We start from the raw sequence: 18,161 nt of genomic DNA, 5'->3' as shown, positions 1-18,161 counted from the left end.
ATAGATTTTGTTAGCCTGCTAAGTAAACGCTTGATTCGTGCAACGTATCCTTGCGAAATCTGCAACAGTCCTGGAGCCCGCCAAATACGCGACATTCGGTCGCAGGGCGGTAAGTTGCATGACAGAAGTTTCATTTTGGCCTCGCTGAAAAGTACTTTTTTCAGGGCAAAAAAAACGCCCCGAACCAGTCGGGGCGTTTTCATGTACGGCCTGGCAGGAGGAAATTACTTGCCTGCCCAGCGCTTCAGGACCAGCGTGGCGTTGGTGCCACCGAAACCGAAGCTGTTGCTCATTACGGTGTCGATCTTCGCGTTTTCCTGAGTCTTGGTCAGAACCGGCAGGTCGGCCACTTCCGGATCCAGCTCGTCGATGTTGGCGGAACCTGCGATGAAGTTGCCTTCCATCATCAGCATGCAGTAGATCGCTTCGTGAACGCCGGCGGCGCCCAGGGAGTGACCCGACAGGCTCTTGGTGGAGCTGATGGCCGGAGCCTTGTCGCCGAACACTTCACGCACGCCTTTCATTTCCGCGACGTCGCCGACCGGGGTCGAGGTGCCGTGGGTGTTCAGGTAGTCGATCGGAGTGTCGACGGTGGACAGCGCCTGCTGCATGCAGCGGATTGCGCCTTCGCCGCTCGGCGCCACCATGTCGTAACCGTCGGAAGTCGCGCCGTAGCCGACGATTTCCGCGTAGATCTTCGCGCCGCGGGCCAGAGCGTGCTCCAGCTCCTCGACCACCACCATGCCGCCGCCACCGGCGATGACGAAACCGTCACGGTCGGCGTCGTAGGCGCGGGAGGCTTGCTCCGGGGTGTCGTTGCGCTTGCTGGACAGGGCGCCCATGGCATCGAACAGGAACGACTGGCTCCAGTGCTCCTCTTCACCGCCACCGGCGAACACGATGTCCTGCTTGCCCATCTGGATCTGTTCCATGGCGGTACCGATGCAGTGAGCACTGGTGGCGCAGGCGGAAGCGATGGAGTAGTTCAGGCCCTTGATCTTGAACGGAGTGGCCAGACACGCCGAAACGGTGCTGCTCATGGTCCGCGTTACACGGTATGGGCCGACGCGCTTGACGCCTTTCTCGCGCAGGATGTCCAGCGCTTCCATCTGGTTCAGGGTCGAGGCACCGCCCGAACCTGCGATCAGGCCGGTGCGCGGGTTGGACACCTGCTCTTCGGTCAGACCGGAATCGGCGATGGCGTCCTTCATGGCCAGGTAGGCATAAGCCGCTGCGTGGCCGACGAAACGATAGATCTTGCGATCGATCAGCTCTTCAAGGTTGAGGTCGATGGAGCCGGAAACCTGGCTACGCAGACCCATTTCGGCGTATTCCGGGTTGAACCGGATGCCCGGGCGGCTTGCACGCAGGTTAGCGGAGACGGTCTCTTTGTCATTGCCCAGGCAAGAAACAATGCCCAGACCAGTGATAACGACGCGGCGCATGCGGATAACCCTTAGAAGTTGTCAGTGGAGGTAAACACGCCGACCCGGAGGCCTTCGGCGGTGTAGATTTCGCGACCGTCGACAGTCACCGAACCGTCGGCGATGGCCAGGTTCAGCTTGCCCTTGAGGACGCGTTTGATATGAATGTTGTAGGTGACCTTCTTGGCGGTCGGCAGAACCTGACCGAAGAACTTCACTTCGCCCGAACCCAGCGCACGGCCGCGGCCCGGCAGGCCTTGCCAGCCCAGGAAGAAGCCGACCAGTTGCCACATGGCGTCCAGACCCAGGCAGCCCGGCATCACCGGATCGCCTTCGAAGTGGCAGGCGAAGAACCACAGGTCAGGGGTGATATCCAGCTCGGCGACCAATTCACCTTTGCCGTACTTGCCGCCGTCTTCGCTGATCAGGGTGATGCGATCCACCATCAGCATGTTCGGGGCGGGCAGTTGCGCGTTACCTGGGCCGAACAGCTCACCGCGACTGCAGCGCAGCAGGTCTTCCCGAGTAAAGGCGTTTTGTTTGGTCATGCGAGCTCCTCAATAATCCCATGCGGCAGGTGGGGCAGATCTTCCCGGCCGATCGATGCGTTCATGCCTCGAACCGGCAGCCTACTCATAGACTATTGCGTTGTAGTGAAAGTCACAGCACCAAGGACATGAATGTACACTTGTGCACTGAAATTTTTATTCAAGCCCCTTTTGGGGCTCGTTCGGGTGCCTAAGACTGCCGCACTTTCGCTTTTCACGCCAGTCGCAGATGCTCGAAAGGCCCTCTCTACTGCACCCAGCGCTGCAGAATCAGCTGCAGGTCATTGCGTTTGAATGGCTTGGCCAGATAGTCATTCATGCCCGCCGACAGGCAGTTCTCCCGGTCACCCTGCAAGGCGTTGGCGGTCAGGGCGATGATCGGAACCTGGCCGCCGCCGGGCAGCCGGCGAATCTGACGGGTGGCCTCGTAACCGTCGATGATCGGCAGGCGGCAATCCATCAGGATCGCCTCGTAGCGGTTTGCGCTTGCGCTTCGCACGGCCTGCATGCCATCGGTGGCGACATTGACGGTAAAGCCCAGGCTGCGCAGCATCGCTTCGATCACGGTTTGATTGACCGGGTTGTCTTCCACCAGCAGCACGTTGCGGCCTTCTCCATGAGGATTGCCATCGATTGCGCGTGGCGCCGCCGCCAGTGTCGGCAGGTCCTGCTTATATAGCGCCAGCGGAATTTCCAGGGTGAACACCGAGCCACGACCTTCTTCGCTTTGCGCGCGCAAGGTGCCACCCATGCGTTCGGCCAGGGTGCGGGCGATCGGCAGACCCAGGCCGGTACCGCCATAACGGCGTGAAATCGAGCTGTCGGCCTGCTGGAACGCATTGAACATCAGTTCCAGGCTCTCGGAAGAAATCCCGATGCCGCTGTCGCGCACCGAGCAGGTGAACCACAGCAGTTCGTGATCCAGCGACTGCCACTGCGCCTCGATGCTGACGCGACCCTGTTCCGTAAACTTCAGCGCGTTGCCCACCAGATTGACCAGAATCTGCCGGATCCTTGTCGGGTCCCCCTGTACCTGCAGGCCTCGCAGATCCTCGGGGATCCGCAGTTGCAAGGCCAGCCCTCGCTGTGCCGCACTGTGCTGGAACGATTGGGCGCACGCGCCGATCAGGTCGGCGAGATTGAACGGTATGTGTTCCAGCTCCAGTTCCGAGCGTTCGATGCGTGAGAAATCCAGAATGTCGTTGATCACCTTGAGCAAGTGCTCGGTGGATTCGGAGGCCAGGGCAGCGTACTCGATCTGCTCCTCGGTCATGTCGGTGGTTTCCAGCAGTTGCAGCATGCCCAGGACACCGTTCATCGGAGTACGCAGTTCATGGCTCATCATGGCCAGGAAGTCCGACTTGGCGTTGTTGGCCTTTTCCGCCTCTTCGCGAGTCTGGATCAGTTGCGCCATGGCCTGGTGCTGTTCGCGGCTGGCTTGCTCCAGCGCCTGGGCCAGGTTGTTGATGTGTTGCGACAAGGCCCCCAGCTCGGTGTCATCGACAATCGGCAGCGGGGTCCTGTAGTCGCCCTCCTGAATCGCCTTGACCGCATCGCTGATATCGCGGATCGGCTGCGACAGGCTTCCGGCCAGCCGCCGTGCCAGAACAAACGTGAAGAGCAGGGCGAAGAGCGCCAGAATCCCGGCTTTGAACAGGATTTCCTGTTGGCGTTGACTGAACGCATCGTTCGACAGACCGACGATCACCCGCCCCAGATAATCCTCGCCGGCAGTGCCGTTGCTGCTTTTTCCGTCCTGAAAGAAATCATTGTGCAAGGCAATCCGTTGCAATCGCACCGGCGACTGGAACACTTCGACCTGATGTGGGCGCTTGTGCGCACCCGAGGGCTGCTCGACGTATGCCAGAATCCGGTTGGCGCTGTCCTGGATTTCGAGAAACCGCACATTGGGCGTAGCCAGAGTGGCTTTGAGCAGGCTTTCCAATACTTCGTTATTACCGGAAATGACCCCGTATTCGGTAGCCGGCGCGAGTTGGTTGGCGATCAGTTGGCCCGTGTGGTTCAGCTCCTGGCGCAAATCCTGAATGCGCACGAAGGTGAAAAAACTGATCAGTAGCAAGGTCAGCAACAGCGCAGGGCCCAGGCTGATCAATTGGGTTCGGGTATTGATGTCCCAACGGCGGAAAATCATGGGTGGCGCTCTCCTTCGGCCAGCTCTGCGGCAACAGACGCTTCATTCATCGGCTCTATCCCTAATGAACGAGCCACCTGCGCATTGCTTGAAACTTTGAAACGCCCGGGGTAGAGCGATCGCGGCCAGGCGGTCGGCGGGTGGTCGAGCAGTTCGTCGAGTACGGTCAGCCAGTCGCTCTGATCGCTGTAGGTACTGGCGAGGCTGCCGGCACGTACGAACGAAACGTTCGGGCCTACCAAAGCCAACTGCCGCGCATAACTGCTGAGCAGCAGGTTTTTCGCGGTTCTCGGGTTGTACAGGTCGGGATCGTCGAGGCCCAGCAGCACATCGCTGTTTTTCAGTACGGTCTGCAAGGGACGGTTGTCGTGGGTATTGTCCCAGCGCTGTGGAACGATGTGCAGATTCAGCGGGTTGGCGGCCGATTGCAGTTCCTTGAGGAGGAATTCGCTGTGCTGATCGAACAGCACGCCGACGCGTTGCGCCTGAGGCAGGATTCGGCGGATCAACTGCAGTTGGCGACTCAGTGGCGGATCGCTCCACAGCAGGCTCAAGTGGGATGGCTGCGCGGTGCCGAAGCGTTGCCGCGCCTGCAGGCGGCTGATCCGCAGAACCAGCGTCGCCGGGCCCTGGCTTTCCTGCATGCGCCAGTCGAGGCTTGGCAGATCGAGCAGAATCAGGCGCAGGCTGGACGGTAGTTTGCCCGGCGCCGGCAGGCTTGCCAGTGGCTGGAAATGCACCCGGTCGGTGGGCCTCAGCTCGCTCAGCGCCTGGACGAACGATTGCACGCCGGGGCTTTCCTCGGCGCCGGTCAGCAGAATATCGGCGGCCTGCACTGCCACGCCGTACAGCCAGGCAGTCACGAAAAGGCACAGCCCGGCCAGCCATTGGCGGGCGGTTGGCATCTTCCGTGACAGGGCGTAGCGCATCCTAGAACTCCAGCTCGGCGCTGAAGTACATCACCCGGCGTTCGTCGTAGTTGTTGTCGACGAAAGTGGTCGGCTCATGATCCAGACGCTGTTGCAGCACGGCGGCCAATTGCAGTTGAGCCTTGCCCAGTGGAATGTTTTTGGCGATTCGCGTGTCGACCCGTTCGAAGCGATATCCGTTGAGTGCGTTGTCGCCGTAATAGAAGAGGGCGCTGTTCCAGCCCTGGCCCCAGTCGCGCAGCCAGCCCGCCGAACCGCTGTTGCGTGCCGTGAACTGCTGATCCAGCGGGTTGCTGGCTTCGGCGTCGACGAAGGCGTAGGTCAGGCGCAATCGGTCGATCGCGCCAAGACGCCAATCCAACTGGGTTTCGGTGCCGCGAAAGCGTGAATCGTTGGCGTTGCTGGCGATGAACTGGTTATTGCGCAGCGGCTCGCTGATCATCCCGGTGATTTCGTCGTAGAACAGTTTCACGTCCAGCGCCAGGCCCCATTCCGGGAAAAAGCCGTTGTAGCCCAATTCCCTCGAGCGCATGTGCTCCTGGTCAAGATCACCCGGCCCCCGAGTCTTGACGAAGTAGCGGGCCGACGTCTGGCCATAGGCGGAGGGGCGCAGGTTGGTCACCTGATAGCTCCAGTTGACGCTGTTTTCGAACATGTCGGGCGAGCGGATCGCTTCCGAGTACACCGCGCGCAGGCTGTGGCGCGGGTTGATCAGATAATTGACAGCAAACCTGGGCGTCAGCGAACTGCCGATCAGTTGAGTGTTTTCAAACATGGCGCCGCCCTGCAACAGCCAGTGTTCGCTGGCACGCCATTCCAGTTGGCCGAACGCGCGCCAGGTGGTGTCGTCCAGCGTGCCGTTGAAATAGGTCTCGGAATCGGCCCGGTCGTAACGATAGTTCAGGCCGCTGACCAGACGCAGACTGTCGGACAGGCTGAGGGTGTCCTGCAATTCCAGGTCATAACGCGATTCCCGGGCGCTCTGGTCGATGTCGCCACACAGGGTCCGGCTGGCGCCGTTGCGCCATTGATCAAGCACTTGATTGGCCAGGGCCATTTCCGTTGGCGTGCCGGGCGCAGCACCGGGCCCGATGAACCGGGTGATGTTGCGTGCCAGTTGCTCGGTGTAATTGGGGTTGAGTTGCCACAGCTGCGTCAGTTGCGGACTGAACGAGACTTCGGCGTCGCAGGCGCGCCAGGTTTGCTGACGGTCCCAGTGTTGTGCCGAGCCTTGTACGTAAAGGCTGTGATCGGGGTTGATGTCCAGATTCCAGCGCACAGAACCGGCGTAATCCTTGGCGACCACGTCGGAGTTGTTACCGGCAGCGGTAATCCCGGAGAACACTGGTCGGTAGGTATAGGGTCGCTGGTTGGTCCCGTCCTTGGCGTTGAGCTGCCAGTCCACGCTCTGGTTGTCGCTCAGCATCTGGCTGACCGCAAGGCTGAAGCGGTTCAAGCGACGGCTGTCACGGTAGTCGGCGCCGGTACGGTCGCTGTCGAAGCCGTCGTCCTCCTGGCCGGACAATGACAGGCGCAGGTCGCCGCCGCTCCAGCCCGTGCCCTGACTGGCGTAGAAGTCGTTGATGCCCCGTTGGCCACGGGTGATTTTCAGGCGTGTGCCGTGGCTGTCGGCCGGGTTGCGGGTGATGATATTGACTACCGCCATCAGCGCATTGGCGCCATAACTGACGGTGTTCGGGCCGCGAAAAACCTCGATGCGCTCGATGTCCTCCATGGCCACCGGAATGTCGCTCCAGTCCACCGTGGCCAGGCCGGCGCGGTACACCGAGCGGCCGTCGATCAACACTTGCATGCGCCGGGCTTCGCTGGCGTTGGTGCCGTGATAGTTCACCACCGCCTGATTGCCGCTGATGTTGCCGACCATCATCCCCGGCACCAGCCGCAGTAACTCACTGATGTCTCGGGCACCGCTGGCGTTGATCAGTTCGCTGTCAAGCACGGTCATGCTGCCGGGGATTTCCGCCGGTGACTGTTTCAGGCGAGTGGCCGTGAGAATCCGGGGCAGGGCCTCGCTATCGAGAAACAGGTCGTCCGCGAACAGCATCGGGCTGAACAGCAACGCCAGAAGCAGGGACGAGCGCGAGGAGGGAGTGCCAGAAAACACGACGCGGCCTTGATAGCAGAGAATTGGCGCGCATGTTAACCGAGGACAGTGACTTTTCCAGTCACGTTGCGGGCATTTTCCTCGGCTTTATTGGTCTTCTTCCTACAAGTGCGGGTAAATGACGCCGGGGCTGTCCGAGAAGGGGCCGCTCCGTATAATGCCCGCATCGCCACTGGTATGGATTAACGGATTACATATGACTGAACAGCGCCCGATTGCGGTCCTGGGAGGCGGAAGTTTCGGTACCGCCGTGGCCAATCTGTTGGCCGGGAACGGCCATCAAGTCCGGCAGTGGATGCGTGACCCCGAACAGGCCGAGGCCATCCGGGTCAATCGCGAAAACCCGCGTTATCTCAAAGGCATCAAGATTCTGCCGGGCGTGACGGCCGTCACCGACCTGCAGGAAACCCTCGATGCCTGTGAATTGTGTTTTGTGGCATTGCCCTCCAGCGCACTGCGCACGGTATTGGCGGCGCATGCCGAGCGTCTGAGCGGCAAGATGCTGGTCAGCCTGACCAAGGGCATCGAAGCCCACACCTTCAAACTGATGAGCCAGATTCTCGAAGAGATCGCCCCGCAGGCGCGCATCGGCGTGCTGTCCGGGCCGAACCTGGCGCGGGAAATCGCCGAGCACGCGCTCACCGCCACGGTGGTCGCCAGTGAGGACGAAGAACTGTGCAAAGCCGTGCAGGCTGCGTTGCATGGTCGCACCTTCCGTGTCTATGCCAGTGCCGACCGCTTCGGCGTGGAGCTGGGCGGCGCACTGAAAAACGTCTATGCGATCATCGCCGGCATGGCAGTGGCGCTGGAAATGGGCGAGAACACCAAGAGCATGCTGATCACCCGCGCCTTGGCCGAGATGACCCGGTTTGCGGTGAATCAGGGCGCCAACCCGATGACCTTTCTCGGTCTGGCCGGGGTCGGTGACCTGATCGTTACTTGTTCGTCGCCGAAAAGTCGCAACTATCAGGTCGGTTTCGCCCTCGGCCAGGGGTTGAGCCTCGATGAAGCCGTATCGCGTCTCGGTGAGGTCGCCGAAGGGGTCAACACCCTGAAAGTGCTCAAGGCCAAGGCCCAGGAGGTCGGTGTGTATATGCCGCTGGTCGCCGGGTTGCACGCGATCCTGTTCGAAGGGCGCACCCTGGAGCAGGTGATCGGCCTGTTGATGCGTGCCGAGCCCAAGACCGACGTCGATTTTATTTCCACCAGTGGTTTCAACTGATTGCTACTGATTTCAGAGCAGGGGAGCTAGACATGAACGATCCGAAAACCGAAGCCGCGTACGAATCCATCCTGCTGCGGGTGCTGTGGATGATCGTTTACATCGTGGTCTGGCAGGTGGCGCAGTTCATCCTCGGCGCGGTGGTGCTGGTGCAGCTTGTGTATAGACTGATCTACGGCGCCCCGAGCGCCGGTCTGATGAATTTCGGCGACAGCCTGAGCCAGTTCCTGGCCCAGATCGGCCGGTTCGGCACTTTCCACAGCGACCAGAAACCCTGGCCGTTCGCCGACTGGCCGGCGCCGCGTACTCCGGAGGGTGAGGCGCCACACGTTGTCGCGCCGGCACCGCATCCGGCCCGGGATGAGGAACCCAAACCATGAAACTCTGGGTATTGCGTCACGGCGAGGCCGAGCCCTATGGCTCGCGCCCCGATTCGGAGCGGGAACTGACCGCTCACGGTCGCAAGGAAGTGCTCAGCAGCGCGGCCCGTTTGATGGGGCAACCACTGACGGCGATCTACGCAAGTCCCTACTTGCGGGCACAGCAGACCGCACAGCTGGTGCGTGACGCGCTGGGCTTCGAGCCGGAAATCCGCACGGTCGAATGGCTGACCCCGGAGGTCGATCCGGATCGTGTCGCCGAGCAACTGGTCTCGGTGAGCAATGTGCTGCTGGTCAGCCACAATCCGTTGGTGGGCAATCTGCTGAGTTACTTGCAGCATGGCGCCGGCTATCCACCGGAAAAGGTCAGCACCGCCGGACTGGCCGAGCTTGAGCACAGCGAATTGCTGATCGGCTCGATGACGCTCAACAGCCTTAAACATCCTTGAAATTTTTTGTATGAAATAGTCAACCAAGCACTTGCTTGGTTGACTACGCTTGCTCCATTCCAAAAGAAAGGAGCGAGTCGCATGTCTGCTGCTTTTCGATTGCCGCTGGACGTGTTTTACGAACGCGAGGCCCGGCACCCGCGCCAACGCTACCTGGTGCAGCCCATCGGCGCCGGGCAGGTCGAGATGCTGACCTGGGCCGATGTCGGCCATCAGGCCCGCTGTGCCGCACACTGGCTGCGCTCCCGGGAGTTGCCGCCGGGCAGCCACATCGCGCTGATCTCGAAAAACTGCGCCCACTGGATCATTGCCGACCTGGCGATCTGGATGGCCGGGCATGTTTCGGTGCCGCTCTATCCCAACCTCACTGCCGATTCGGTCAATCAGGTCCTCACTCACTCTGAAAGCGTCCTGGCGTTCATCGGCAAACTGGATGACTGGCCGGGCATGTCGAGCGGTATGCCGGCGGATCTGCCGACCATCAGTCTGCCGCTGCATCCGCCGGGCGAGTTCGATTTCAACTGGGGCGACCTGCAACGCTGTTCACCGATCCTGGACGATCCGCGCCCCGGCGCCGAGCAACTGGCGACCATCATCTACACCTCCGGCACCACCGGCCTGCCCAAGGGCGTGATGCACAGCTTTGCCAACCTGGGTTTTGCCGCCACGCGCGGCACGCAGTTGTTCGGTCTCAATGAAAACGATCGTCTGCTGTCCTATTTGCCGCTGTGTCATGTGGCCGAGCGGATGTTCGTCGAACTGGCGTCGATCTATACCGGGCAGACGGTGTTTTTTGCCGAGAGTCTCGATACTTTTCTCGATGATCTGAGACGGGCGCGGCCGACGGCGATGTTCGGCGTACCAAGGATCTGGACCAAGTTCCAGATGGGGGTCTACAGCAAGATCCCGGCAAAACGCCTGGATTTCCTCCTCGGGCTGCCCTTCATCGGTAAACGGATCGGTCACAAGGTGCTGGCCGGGCTGGGGCTGGATGCCCTGCGCGTGGCGTTGTCCGGCGCCGCGCCGGTGCCGCTGTCCCTGCTGCGCTGGTATCAGAAACTCGGGCTGGAAGTGCTGGAGGTCTATGGCATGACCGAGAGTTGCGGCTATTCGCACATCTGTCTGCCGGGGCAATACAAGGAAGGCTGGATCGGCCGGCCATGTCCTGACGTCGAGGTGCGAATCGACGAGTCCGGTGAAGTGCAAGTGCGCAGCCAGGCCACCATGCTGGGCTATTTCAAGGAGCCGCAGAAAACCGCCGAGGCCCTGACCGCCGACGGCTTCCTGCGTACCGGCGACAAGGGCGAACAGGACATCGACGGGCGCTTGCGTCTGACAGGCCGGCTCAAGGAGATTTTCAAGACCAGCAAAGGCAAATATGTCGCCCCGGCGCCGATTGAAAATCGCCTGGCCGTACATACCCGGATCGAGCAGGTTTGCGTGGTCGGCGATGGTCTGAGCGCACCGCTGGGGTTGTGTGTAATCTCGGCAGCCGGGCATGAAGACGCACGACCGCAACTGCATTCGAGCCTGGAAAAGCTGCTGGAGGAGGTCAACGCCGTGCTCGACAAGCACGAACGGCTGCGGCGTCTGGTGGTGGTCAAGGACAGTTGGGCGGTGGAGAACGGCTTTCTCACGCCGACCCTGAAGATCAAGCGCAACGTCATCGAAGACACCTACGGCGCGCGCTTCGAAGAATGGAGCGAGCGCAGCGAGGCGGTGCTGTGGCAGGATTGAGCGACGATCAAAACAACAAAGGAAGCCTGCGATGACCTTGTGGCGCACCACCCCCGACATCGAGCAGTTGAACGCCATCCAGAAAAACACCATCGGCGAAGTGCTGGACGTCCGTTTCGAGTCCTTCGACGAAGAGTCCCTGACCGCCAGCATGGTGATCGACCACCGCACCCATCAGCCTTATGGCCTGCTGCACGGTGGTGCATCGGTGGTGTTGGCCGAGACGGTCGGTTCGATGGCCAGCTACCTGTGCATCGACGCCAGCAAATTCTATTGCGTGGGCCTGGAGATCAACGCCAACCATCTGCGTGGCCTGCGCAGCGGACGGGTGACGGCGGTGGCCAAGCCGATTCACATCGGTCGTACCACCCATGTCTGGGACATCCGCCTGACCAGCGATGAGGGCAAGGCCAGCTGTGTGTCGCGGCTGACCATGGCGGTAGTGCCGCTGGGCGAACAGCCACCGGCGCGCTGACCGATCCTTCATGGCCCTGACCGTACTGTCATCATTCCTGGCAGTTACGGTCATTGCCGTGATGCGCGGTCTTACGGACAATCAACGCGACGTTTACCGCCCATGGATTTACCCGTATGTCGCAACCGATTTTCTTCGCCCACGCCAACGGTTTCCCTTCCGGTACCTACGGCAAGCTGTTCTCGGCGCTGGCGCCGGAGTTCCGGGTGACGCATCTGGAGCAGCATGCCCACGATCCGCGTTTTCCGGCAGGTGACAACTGGTATCACCTGGTCGACGAACTGATCCATCACCTGCAGCAGCAAGAGGAGCCGGTGTGGGGCGTTGGCCATTCATTCGGCGGGATGCTGCACCTGCACGCCGCGCTGCGTTGCCCTGAGCTGTATCGCGGGGTGGTGATGCTCGACTCCCCGGTGCTCACCCGCACCGACCGCTGGGTAATCCGCGCTGCCAAGCGGTTTGGTTTCATCGACAAACTGACCCCGGCCGGTCGCACGCTGGGACGGCGCGAAGAATTCGCCGACCTCGACAGTGCCCGCAGCTACTTTGCCGGCAAGACCCTGTTTCGCGGTTTCGATCCCGACTGCTTCGATGCCTACCTGCAACATGGTCTGCACCAGGTCGGCGACAAGCTGCGCCTGCGCTTCGATCCGGCCACGGAAATCAGCATCTATCGCGGCGTGCCGCACACCAGTCCGGGGCGAACCCGACAGCTTCAGGTGCCGCTGGCGGTGGTGCGCGGGCACAAGAGTCGCGTGGTGATGAACCATCACACCCGGTTCGTCGGTCGTCTGCCTCAGGGCGAATCGCTGACGGTGCCGGGCGGTCATATGTTTCCCCTTGAGCGTCCGCAGGACACCGCACAGTTGCTGAAAAACCTGTTCGCTCGCTGGGAAAGCCGCCAGCAGAAGGCCTGCGCATGAGCCCGGCGGTCGAAGAAATTCGCCTGAGCCTGCCGCATATCGAGCTGGCGGCGCACATTTTCGGCCCGGAAGACGGGGTGCCGGTGATTGCCCTGCACGGCTGGCTGGACAACGCCAACAGCTTCGCTCGTCTGGCCCCTCGACTCAACGGCTTGCGAATTGTTGCGCTGGACATGGCCGGTCATGGCCACTCCGGCCACCGCCCGGTCGGTGCGGGTTATGCGTTGTGGGATTACGCCCATGATGTGCTGCAAGTCGCGCAACAACTGGGCTGGCAGCGCTTCGGCCTGCTCGGGCACTCGCTGGGGGCGATTGTTTCGCTGGTACTGGCGGGCTCGTTGCCGGAGCGCATCACCCATCTGGCATTGATCGATGGGGTGATTCCTCCCACAGATAATGGCGAAAACGCTGCCGAACGCATGGGCATGGCGCTGCAGGCACAGCTTGATTTGCGGGAAAAACGCAAACCGGTCTACAACACGCTTGATCGGGCCATCGAAGCACGCATGAAAGGCCTGGTGGCCGTCAGTCGCGAGGCTGCCGAACTGTTGGCGCAACGAGGTCTGATGCCGGTGCCTGGCGGTTACACCTGGCGCACCGACAACCGCCTGACCCTGCCATCGCCGCTGCGTCTGACCCAGGAGCAAGCCATGGCGTTCATCCAGCGCCTGGCCTGTCCTGCACATCTGGTGGTAGCGGCTGACGGCATGCTGGCCAGACATACCGAGCTGCTTGAACGTCTGCCTTTCAGCCGGGAACAGCTGCCGGGCGGGCACCATCTGCACCTGAACGACGAGTCGGGCGCGGTGCTTGTCGCAGACTGTTTCAATCGGTTCTTCGCCATTCCTTGACTTGCCTTTGGCAACTGTCGAGGCTGGGCGGGTTGAAATGGGAGACGACCACAATGGATTTCTACACTGCAGCGAAACTCGATGGCCATCAACTCGCCCCGGGCATGCTGATCCGATGAGCCTGCCGATGCGATTCTTCAGTCTGCTGGCGCTGTGCTGTTTCAGTCCCTTGTCGCTCGCTGCCGACCTGCCGGGCAGTCAGGATCTGCCGATCGTGCCGCGACTGGCCGATGCGCAGATCGTCGACTATCGTCCGGCCGCGACCCAGGAGCGGATTTACCCGCTGGGTTCGATCCGCAAGATCAGCGGCCAGCTGCGTTTCGACGGTCAGGTCGGTGCCCGTGGACAAACCACCTCGGTCACCTATGAACTACCGCCGGAACACTCCGCCACCGAAGCCTTCACGCTCGCTCGCGAAGCCTTGCAAAAGCAGGATGCCGAGCTGTTGTTCTGGTGTCAGGCCAGGGATTGCGGCGAAAGCAGCCTGTGGGCCAACGAAGTCTTCGGCAATGCCAAGCTGTACGGTGCCGACGAGCAGCAGGCCTATCTGCTGCTGAGGCTGGCGGCGCCTCGCGACAACACGCTGGTGGCGCTGTACGGCATCACTCGCGGCAATCGCAAAGCCTATCTGCATGTGGAGCAGTTCGAGGCCGTCACACCCTTGGGTGAGTTATTGCCGACCTCCGCGACCCTGTTACGCCAGTTGAAGGACACCGGCGAGCTGAAGTTGCCAAAACTGACCGGTGATCCCGACGACACCTGGTTGCGTCTGCTGTCCCGTGGCCTGAACCTCGATACCACGTTGCGAGTGGCGGTGTCCGGGCCAAAGGCCGAGGTCTGGCGTCAGGCGCTGATCACCCAGGGCGTGCGCGCAGCACGTATGGAGACCGGTAGTGTCGAAGGCAATGGCCTGCGCATCGATCTGTTGCGATAAGGTGTCTGCGGCGGACACGCCCGGCGTGTTCGCCTACGCTTTGCCTGACTGATTTTTTCGAGATTTCACATGCCCAATAATGATCGTCTGCTGGTGCAGATCCTGTTGCTTGTGCTGTTCGGTGCCAGTTTCTGGGTGATGGCGCCGTTCTGGTCGGCGCTGTTCTGGGGGGCGGTGCTGGCGTTCGCCAGTTGGCCGTTGATGCGTCTGCTGACGCGCTGGCTCAACGGCCGCGAGTCGCTGGCGGCAGGCATCCTGACCCTGGGCTGGATGCTGTTGGTGGCCGCGCCGCTGGTATGGCTGGGGTTCAACCTGGCCGATCATGTACGCGATGCCACGGCGTTCATCAAGGACGTTCAAGTTGACGGGTTGCCGGAAGCACCGGCCTGGCTTGGCACCATTCCGTTGGTGGGGGAGCGACTGGTCGGGTTCTGGAACAGCGTCGATCAGCAGGGCGCGGCGCTGATGGTGTCGCTCAAGCCTTATCTGGGACAGGTCGGTAACTGGCTGCTGGCGCGCAGTGCACAGATCGGTGGCGGGATTCTCGAGCTGACCCTGAGCATAGTCTTCGTTTTCTTTTTCTACCGTGACGGGCCGCGGCTGGCGGCATTTGTTCATGGTCTGCTGGAGCGTTTGATCGGTGATCGTGCCGGCTATTACATCGAGTTGGTGGCCGGTACGGTGCAGCGGGTGGTCAACGGTGTGATCGGTACCGCGGCAGCGCAGGCGATACTGGCATTGATCGGGTTTCTGATAGCCGGAATTCCGGGGGCGCTGGTGCTGGGTATCGTGACATTCCTGCTCAGCCTGATTCCGATGGGCCCGCCGCTGGTATGGATTCCGGCCACGGCGTGGCTGGCCTGGAAGGGCGAGTACGGGATGGCGGTGTTTCTCGGGATCTGGGGAACGTTCATCATCAGCGGCGTGGACAACGTGCTCAAACCGTACCTGATCAGCCGTGGCGGGAATCTGCCGCTGGTGATCGTGTTGCTCGGGGTGTTTGGCGGATTGATTGCGTTCGGGTTTATCGGGTTGTTTATCGGGCCGACGCTTTTGGCTGTTGCTTACAGTTTGTTGACGGATTGGAGCAAGAGTCAGGGGCGGGTTGAGGATCGGCGTGGATAAAGCCGCTACCCGAGTCGAGCTGACGCTCATCGTTTGAGGTGTCGCAGGTATTGGGATTTTGTACCGGCCGGTACCGGCCTAGAGTCGAGGCAGGCGAATCACGGCGGTAAGGCCGCCGCCCGGCGTTTCTTCCAGGTTCAATTGGCCGCCCTGGCGCTGGGCGGCTTCTCGGGCGATGGTCATGCCCAGGCCGACGCCGCCGGAGTTGCGGTTGCGCGAGCCTTCCAGGCGGAAAAACGGCTCGAACACGGCTTCGCGTTTGTCCTCGGCGATGCCCGGGCCGTGGTCGATGACGCGGATCAGCAGGTGTTCGCGCTGATCCTGCAGCTCTATGTGCGCTTGCCCGGCGTAGCGCAAGGCGTTGTCCATCAGGTTGTTGATGCAGGAGCGCAGGGCCATTGGCTGAACCGCCAGTGGTGCGCAATGGCCGCTGACCTGCACGTCAGCCCCCTGATCCTGTGCGTTCTCGCACAGGGATTCGACCAGCGCCTGCACGTCCATCATCTGCAGCGCTTCGCTGGTGCGTTGTTCGTGCAGGTAGGTAAGGGTGGCATCGAGCATGCCGATCATGTCGTTCAGGTCCTGACGCATCTGTCCCTGCAACCTGTCGTCGTCGATCTGTTCCAGACGCAGTTTCAATCGCGACAACGGTGTGCGCAGGTCATGGGAAACGGCGCCGAGCATGCGCGCGCGTTGCTGAACCTGTTCGCGAATCCGTTGCTGCATCAGGTTGAAGGTATGCGCCGCCTGCCGGGCTTCTCGCGGGCCCGATTCATCCAGCGGCGGGCTGTCGAGGTTTTCACTGAGGCGTTCGGCGGCGTCGCTCAGGCGCTGGATCGGGCGGCTCAGGAGTTTGGCGCCGTACCACGCGGCGATCATCAATGAAATGAACTGAAAGGTCAGCGGCACCAGCGGTCCGCCGAACCAGGGGCGCGGGCGATGGGGGAAGCGCGGATCCGCTGGCGGGCCTTGCCCCTCGGCTCCCTGGGAAAACTCCGGCGGCGGAGGGGGCGGAGGCGGGCCGTAATGGTGGAACCAGGCGAAAGCCAGCAGGTGCGCCAGGACGATCGCCACGAACAGCACGCCAAACAGGCGTCCGAACAGCGTGTCGAAGCGCGCCCGCATCAGCCGATGTCCCTGGCGTCGAACAGATAGCCTTCGCCACGCACGGTCTTGATCAATTGAGGGGCCTTGGGGTCGTCGCCCAGTTTTTGCCGCAGACGCGAGACCAGCAAGTCGATGCTGCGGTCGAAGGCTTCGATGGAGCGACCACGGGCGGCGTCCAGCAGCTGTTCGCGGCTGAGTACCCGGCGCGGACGTTCGATGAACACCCAGAGCAGGCGGAATTCGGCGTTGGACAGCGGTACCACGAGGCCATCGTCGGCGATCAACTGGCGCAGGACGCTGTTCAGGCGCCAGTTGTCAAAGCGAATGTTCGCACGTTGTTCGGTGCGGTCGTCGCGCACCCGGCGCAGAATCGTCTGTATCCGCGCCACCAGCTCCCGAGGTTCGAACGGCTTGGCCATGTAGTCGTCAGCGCCCAGTTCGAGGCCGATGATGCGGTCGGTGGGTTCGCAACGGGCGGTCAGCATCAGGATCGGGATATCCGATTCGACGCGCAGCCAGCGGCACAGCGACAGGCCGTCTTCACCGGGCAGCATCAGGTCGAGCACCACCACGTCGAAGTGTTCGGCCTGCATCGCCTGGCGCATCGCCGCGCCGTCGGTGACGCCGCTGGCGTGAATGTTGAAACGGGCCAGGTAGTCGATCATCAGTTCGCGGATCGGCACATCGTCGTCGACGATCAGTGCCCGGATGCTCCAGCGCTTGTCGTCTTTCTGCTCTTCATTCACGGAGGCTTGAGGGTTGTGCATGAGGCTGTTCATCTGCCAGTAGGCCGCCAACCACAAAGATAGGCTGCGAGGTTGTGGTTTCAGCATAGGCGTCCGGCCGTGAGGCGGGAAGGGCTGCTGTAAGGACATGTTGCGGCCGGCGAGGCTAGCGCGGACGCATGTTGTCGGCGTGTCGGTTGTGTATCGGCTTCGACACAATACCCTGCAAGGCTATGCTGATCACGTCCGGCGCGATGATTTACCGATCATCGGGTGCCGCGCTGCCGCCGGTTCCGCTACAATGCGCGCCGATTTCGACTTGCCTGAGAGCCCATCCATGTCCGCCTGCCAGACTCCTATCATCGTCGCCCTGGATTTCCCCACCCGTGACGCCGCACTGAAGCTGGCCGACCAGTTGGACCCGAAACTGTGCCGGGTCAAAGTGGGCAAGGAACTGTTCACCAGCTGTGCCTCGGAAATCGTCGGCACCTTGCGTGACAAGGGGTTTGAAGTGTTCCTCGACCTGAAATTCCACGATATTCCCAACACCACGGCGATGGCGGTCAAGGCCGCCGCCGAAATGGGTGTGTGGATGGTCAACGTTCACTGCTCTGGCGGTCTGCGCATGATGGCGGCCTGCCGTGAAGAGCTGGACAAGCGCAGCGGCCCGCAACCCTTGCTGATCGGCGTGACCGTGCTGACCAGCATGGAGCGTGAGGATCTGGCCGGTATCGGTCTGGACATCGAGCCACAGGAGCAGGTGCTGCGCCTGGCGGCGCTGGCCGAAAAGGCCGGGATGGACGGTCTGGTGTGCTCGGCGCTGGAAGCCACTGCACTGAAAACCGCGCACCCGTCGCTGCAACTGGTGACCCCGGGGATTCGTCCGGCCGGCAGCGCGCAGGACGATCAGCGTCGCATCCTGACCCCGCGCGAGGCACTGGATGCCGGTTCCGATTATCTGGTGATCGGCCGTCCGATCAGCCAGGCGGCGGATCCGGCCAAGGCCCTGGCCTCGGTGGTCGCCGAACTGGCCTGATCCAGTATCTGCAGATTCA

17 protein-coding genes are annotated in these 18,161 nt (G+C 61.7%); 10 read left to right on the top strand and 7 right to left on the bottom strand.

Annotated elements, in window-relative coordinates; translation table 11 throughout:
* Nucleotides 1-224: 224 nt before the first annotated feature.
* From fabB to NWV16_RS20870, 5 genes are all read right to left on the bottom strand, one after another.
* Nucleotides 225-1,445 (bottom strand): beta-ketoacyl-ACP synthase I, encoded by a 1,221-nt coding sequence (fabB, locus tag NWV16_RS20890; RefSeq protein WP_260520588.1) that lies wholly within the window; start codon nucleotides 1,443-1,445, stop codon nucleotides 225-227.
* 11 nt (nucleotides 1,446-1,456) lie between these two features.
* Nucleotides 1,457-1,972 carry a 3-hydroxyacyl-[acyl-carrier-protein] dehydratase FabA gene (gene fabA / locus NWV16_RS20885; RefSeq protein WP_065258881.1) on the bottom strand — a complete coding sequence of 172 codons (516 nt, stop codon included), beginning with the start codon at nucleotides 1,970-1,972 and terminating at the stop codon, nucleotides 1,457-1,459.
* 247 nt (nucleotides 1,973-2,219) lie between these two features.
* Entirely contained in the window at nucleotides 2,220-4,124 is a 1,905-nt protein-coding gene (locus tag NWV16_RS20880) for an ATP-binding protein (protein ID WP_260520587.1), read from the bottom strand.
* Nucleotides 4,121-5,053: an ABC transporter substrate-binding protein gene (locus NWV16_RS20875; protein ID WP_260520586.1), complete on the bottom strand. Its 933-nt coding sequence runs from the start codon at nucleotides 5,051-5,053 to the stop codon at nucleotides 4,121-4,123. The genes NWV16_RS20880 and NWV16_RS20875 overlap by 4 nt, the downstream gene beginning before the upstream one ends.
* A gap of 1 nt (nucleotide 5,054) precedes the next feature.
* Nucleotides 5,055-7,118, bottom strand: coding sequence for a TonB-dependent siderophore receptor (locus NWV16_RS20870; protein ID WP_260523560.1), 2,064 nt, complete (start codon nucleotides 7,116-7,118; stop codon nucleotides 5,055-5,057).
* A 256-nt stretch (nucleotides 7,119-7,374) separates the two neighbouring features.
* Here NWV16_RS20870 and NWV16_RS20865 point away from each other — a divergent pair, with 256 nt between their 5' ends.
* The 9 genes from NWV16_RS20865 to NWV16_RS20825 all read left to right on the top strand — a co-directional run bounded on the left by NWV16_RS20865 (nucleotide 7,375) and on the right by NWV16_RS20825 (nucleotide 15,274).
* Nucleotides 7,375-8,400 carry an NAD(P)H-dependent glycerol-3-phosphate dehydrogenase gene (locus tag NWV16_RS20865; protein WP_065258877.1) on the top strand — a complete coding sequence of 342 codons (1,026 nt, stop codon included), beginning with the start codon at nucleotides 7,375-7,377 and terminating at the stop codon, nucleotides 8,398-8,400.
* 32 nt (nucleotides 8,401-8,432) lie between these two features.
* The gene (locus NWV16_RS20860) at nucleotides 8,433-8,780 is read left to right on the top strand and encodes a DUF4389 domain-containing protein (RefSeq protein ID WP_065258876.1); all 348 of its coding nucleotides are present in this window, start codon (nucleotides 8,433-8,435) and stop codon (nucleotides 8,778-8,780) included.
* Nucleotides 8,777-9,229 carry a phosphohistidine phosphatase SixA gene (gene sixA / locus NWV16_RS20855; RefSeq protein WP_260520585.1) on the top strand — a complete coding sequence of 151 codons (453 nt, stop codon included), beginning with the start codon at nucleotides 8,777-8,779 and terminating at the stop codon, nucleotides 9,227-9,229. Before NWV16_RS20860 ends, sixA begins: the two co-directional genes overlap by 4 nt.
* A gap of 81 nt (nucleotides 9,230-9,310) precedes the next feature.
* Nucleotides 9,311-10,966, top strand: coding sequence for an AMP-binding protein (locus NWV16_RS20850; RefSeq protein WP_260520584.1), 1,656 nt, complete (start codon nucleotides 9,311-9,313; stop codon nucleotides 10,964-10,966).
* Nucleotides 10,967-10,997: 31 nt separating this feature from the next.
* Nucleotides 10,998-11,441, top strand: a complete 444-nt coding sequence (locus NWV16_RS20845; RefSeq protein WP_260520583.1) for a hotdog fold thioesterase — start codon at nucleotides 10,998-11,000, stop codon at nucleotides 11,439-11,441.
* Between the two features lie 116 nt (nucleotides 11,442-11,557).
* A complete protein-coding gene (locus NWV16_RS20840) occupies nucleotides 11,558-12,364 on the top strand; it encodes an alpha/beta fold hydrolase (RefSeq protein ID WP_260520582.1) in 807 nt (268 codons plus the stop codon).
* Nucleotides 12,361-13,215: an alpha/beta hydrolase gene (locus tag NWV16_RS20835; RefSeq protein WP_260520581.1), complete on the top strand. Its 855-nt coding sequence runs from the start codon at nucleotides 12,361-12,363 to the stop codon at nucleotides 13,213-13,215. Before NWV16_RS20840 ends, NWV16_RS20835 begins: the two co-directional genes overlap by 4 nt.
* 127 nt (nucleotides 13,216-13,342) lie before the next feature.
* The gene (locus NWV16_RS20830; RefSeq protein WP_260520580.1) at nucleotides 13,343-14,149 is read left to right on the top strand and encodes a DUF4892 domain-containing protein; all 807 of its coding nucleotides are present in this window, start codon (nucleotides 13,343-13,345) and stop codon (nucleotides 14,147-14,149) included.
* Nucleotides 14,150-14,218: 69 nt separating this feature from the next.
* The gene (locus NWV16_RS20825) at nucleotides 14,219-15,274 is read left to right on the top strand and encodes an AI-2E family transporter (protein WP_260520579.1); all 1,056 of its coding nucleotides are present in this window, start codon (nucleotides 14,219-14,221) and stop codon (nucleotides 15,272-15,274) included.
* A 78-nt stretch (nucleotides 15,275-15,352) separates the two neighbouring features.
* Here the strand turns inward: NWV16_RS20825 and NWV16_RS20820 are convergent, their stop codons facing one another.
* A complete protein-coding gene (locus tag NWV16_RS20820; protein WP_260520578.1) occupies nucleotides 15,353-16,399 on the bottom strand; it encodes a cell wall metabolism sensor histidine kinase WalK in 1,047 nt (348 codons plus the stop codon).
* Nucleotides 16,399-17,160: a response regulator gene (locus tag NWV16_RS20815; protein ID WP_409519306.1), complete on the bottom strand. Its 762-nt coding sequence runs from the start codon at nucleotides 17,158-17,160 to the stop codon at nucleotides 16,399-16,401. Before NWV16_RS20815 ends, NWV16_RS20820 begins: the two co-directional genes overlap by 1 nt.
* 283 nt (nucleotides 17,161-17,443) lie before the next feature.
* On the opposite strand from NWV16_RS20815, the gene pyrF reads away from it, so the two are divergent.
* Nucleotides 17,444-18,142 carry an orotidine-5'-phosphate decarboxylase gene (gene pyrF, locus NWV16_RS20810; protein WP_260520576.1) on the top strand — a complete coding sequence of 233 codons (699 nt, stop codon included), beginning with the start codon at nucleotides 17,444-17,446 and terminating at the stop codon, nucleotides 18,140-18,142.
* Nucleotides 18,143-18,161 lie beyond the last annotated feature (19 nt).

Origin of the sequence: Pseudomonas sp. BW7P1, assembly GCF_024981055.1 — a bacterium.
Taxonomy (GTDB): Bacteria; Pseudomonadota; Gammaproteobacteria; order Pseudomonadales; family Pseudomonadaceae; genus Aquipseudomonas; species Aquipseudomonas bananamidigenes.
The sequence above is the reverse complement of the archived record's forward strand: the minus strand, read 5'-3'. Positions and strand labels throughout refer to the sequence as shown.

What these genes read in the sequence shown, in the direction of transcription:
- NWV16_RS20860 (WP_065258876.1), top strand. Translation starts at nt 8,433, where the DNA reads ATGAACGATCCGAAAACCGAAGCCGCGTACGAATCCATCCTGCTGCGG.
- NWV16_RS20880 (WP_260520587.1), bottom strand. Translation starts at nt 4,124, where the DNA reads ATGATTTTCCGCCGTTGGGACATCAATACCCGAACCCAATTGATCAGC.
- pyrF (WP_260520576.1), top strand. Translation starts at nt 17,444, where the DNA reads ATGTCCGCCTGCCAGACTCCTATCATCGTCGCCCTGGATTTCCCCACC.
- NWV16_RS20840 (WP_260520582.1), top strand. Translation starts at nt 11,558, where the DNA reads ATGTCGCAACCGATTTTCTTCGCCCACGCCAACGGTTTCCCTTCCGGT.
- NWV16_RS20825 (WP_260520579.1), top strand. Translation starts at nt 14,219, where the DNA reads ATGCCCAATAATGATCGTCTGCTGGTGCAGATCCTGTTGCTTGTGCTG.
- NWV16_RS20850 (WP_260520584.1), top strand. Translation starts at nt 9,311, where the DNA reads ATGTCTGCTGCTTTTCGATTGCCGCTGGACGTGTTTTACGAACGCGAG.
- fabB (WP_260520588.1), bottom strand. Translation starts at nt 1,445, where the DNA reads ATGCGCCGCGTCGTTATCACTGGTCTGGGCATTGTTTCTTGCCTGGGC.
- NWV16_RS20835 (WP_260520581.1), top strand. Translation starts at nt 12,361, where the DNA reads ATGAGCCCGGCGGTCGAAGAAATTCGCCTGAGCCTGCCGCATATCGAG.
- fabA (WP_065258881.1), bottom strand. Translation starts at nt 1,972, where the DNA reads ATGACCAAACAAAACGCCTTTACTCGGGAAGACCTGCTGCGCTGCAGT.
- sixA (WP_260520585.1), top strand. Translation starts at nt 8,777, where the DNA reads ATGAAACTCTGGGTATTGCGTCACGGCGAGGCCGAGCCCTATGGCTCG.
- NWV16_RS20845 (WP_260520583.1), top strand. Translation starts at nt 10,998, where the DNA reads ATGACCTTGTGGCGCACCACCCCCGACATCGAGCAGTTGAACGCCATC.
- NWV16_RS20865 (WP_065258877.1), top strand. Translation starts at nt 7,375, where the DNA reads ATGACTGAACAGCGCCCGATTGCGGTCCTGGGAGGCGGAAGTTTCGGT.
- NWV16_RS20815 (WP_409519306.1), bottom strand. Translation starts at nt 17,160, where the DNA reads ATGAACAGCCTCATGCACAACCCTCAAGCCTCCGTGAATGAAGAGCAG.
- NWV16_RS20870 (WP_260523560.1), bottom strand. Translation starts at nt 7,118, where the DNA reads ATGCTGTTCGCGGACGACCTGTTTCTCGATAGCGAGGCCCTGCCCCGG.
- NWV16_RS20875 (WP_260520586.1), bottom strand. Translation starts at nt 5,053, where the DNA reads ATGCGCTACGCCCTGTCACGGAAGATGCCAACCGCCCGCCAATGGCTG.
- NWV16_RS20820 (WP_260520578.1), bottom strand. Translation starts at nt 16,399, where the DNA reads ATGCGGGCGCGCTTCGACACGCTGTTCGGACGCCTGTTTGGCGTGCTG.
- NWV16_RS20830 (WP_260520580.1), top strand. Translation starts at nt 13,343, where the DNA reads ATGCGATTCTTCAGTCTGCTGGCGCTGTGCTGTTTCAGTCCCTTGTCG.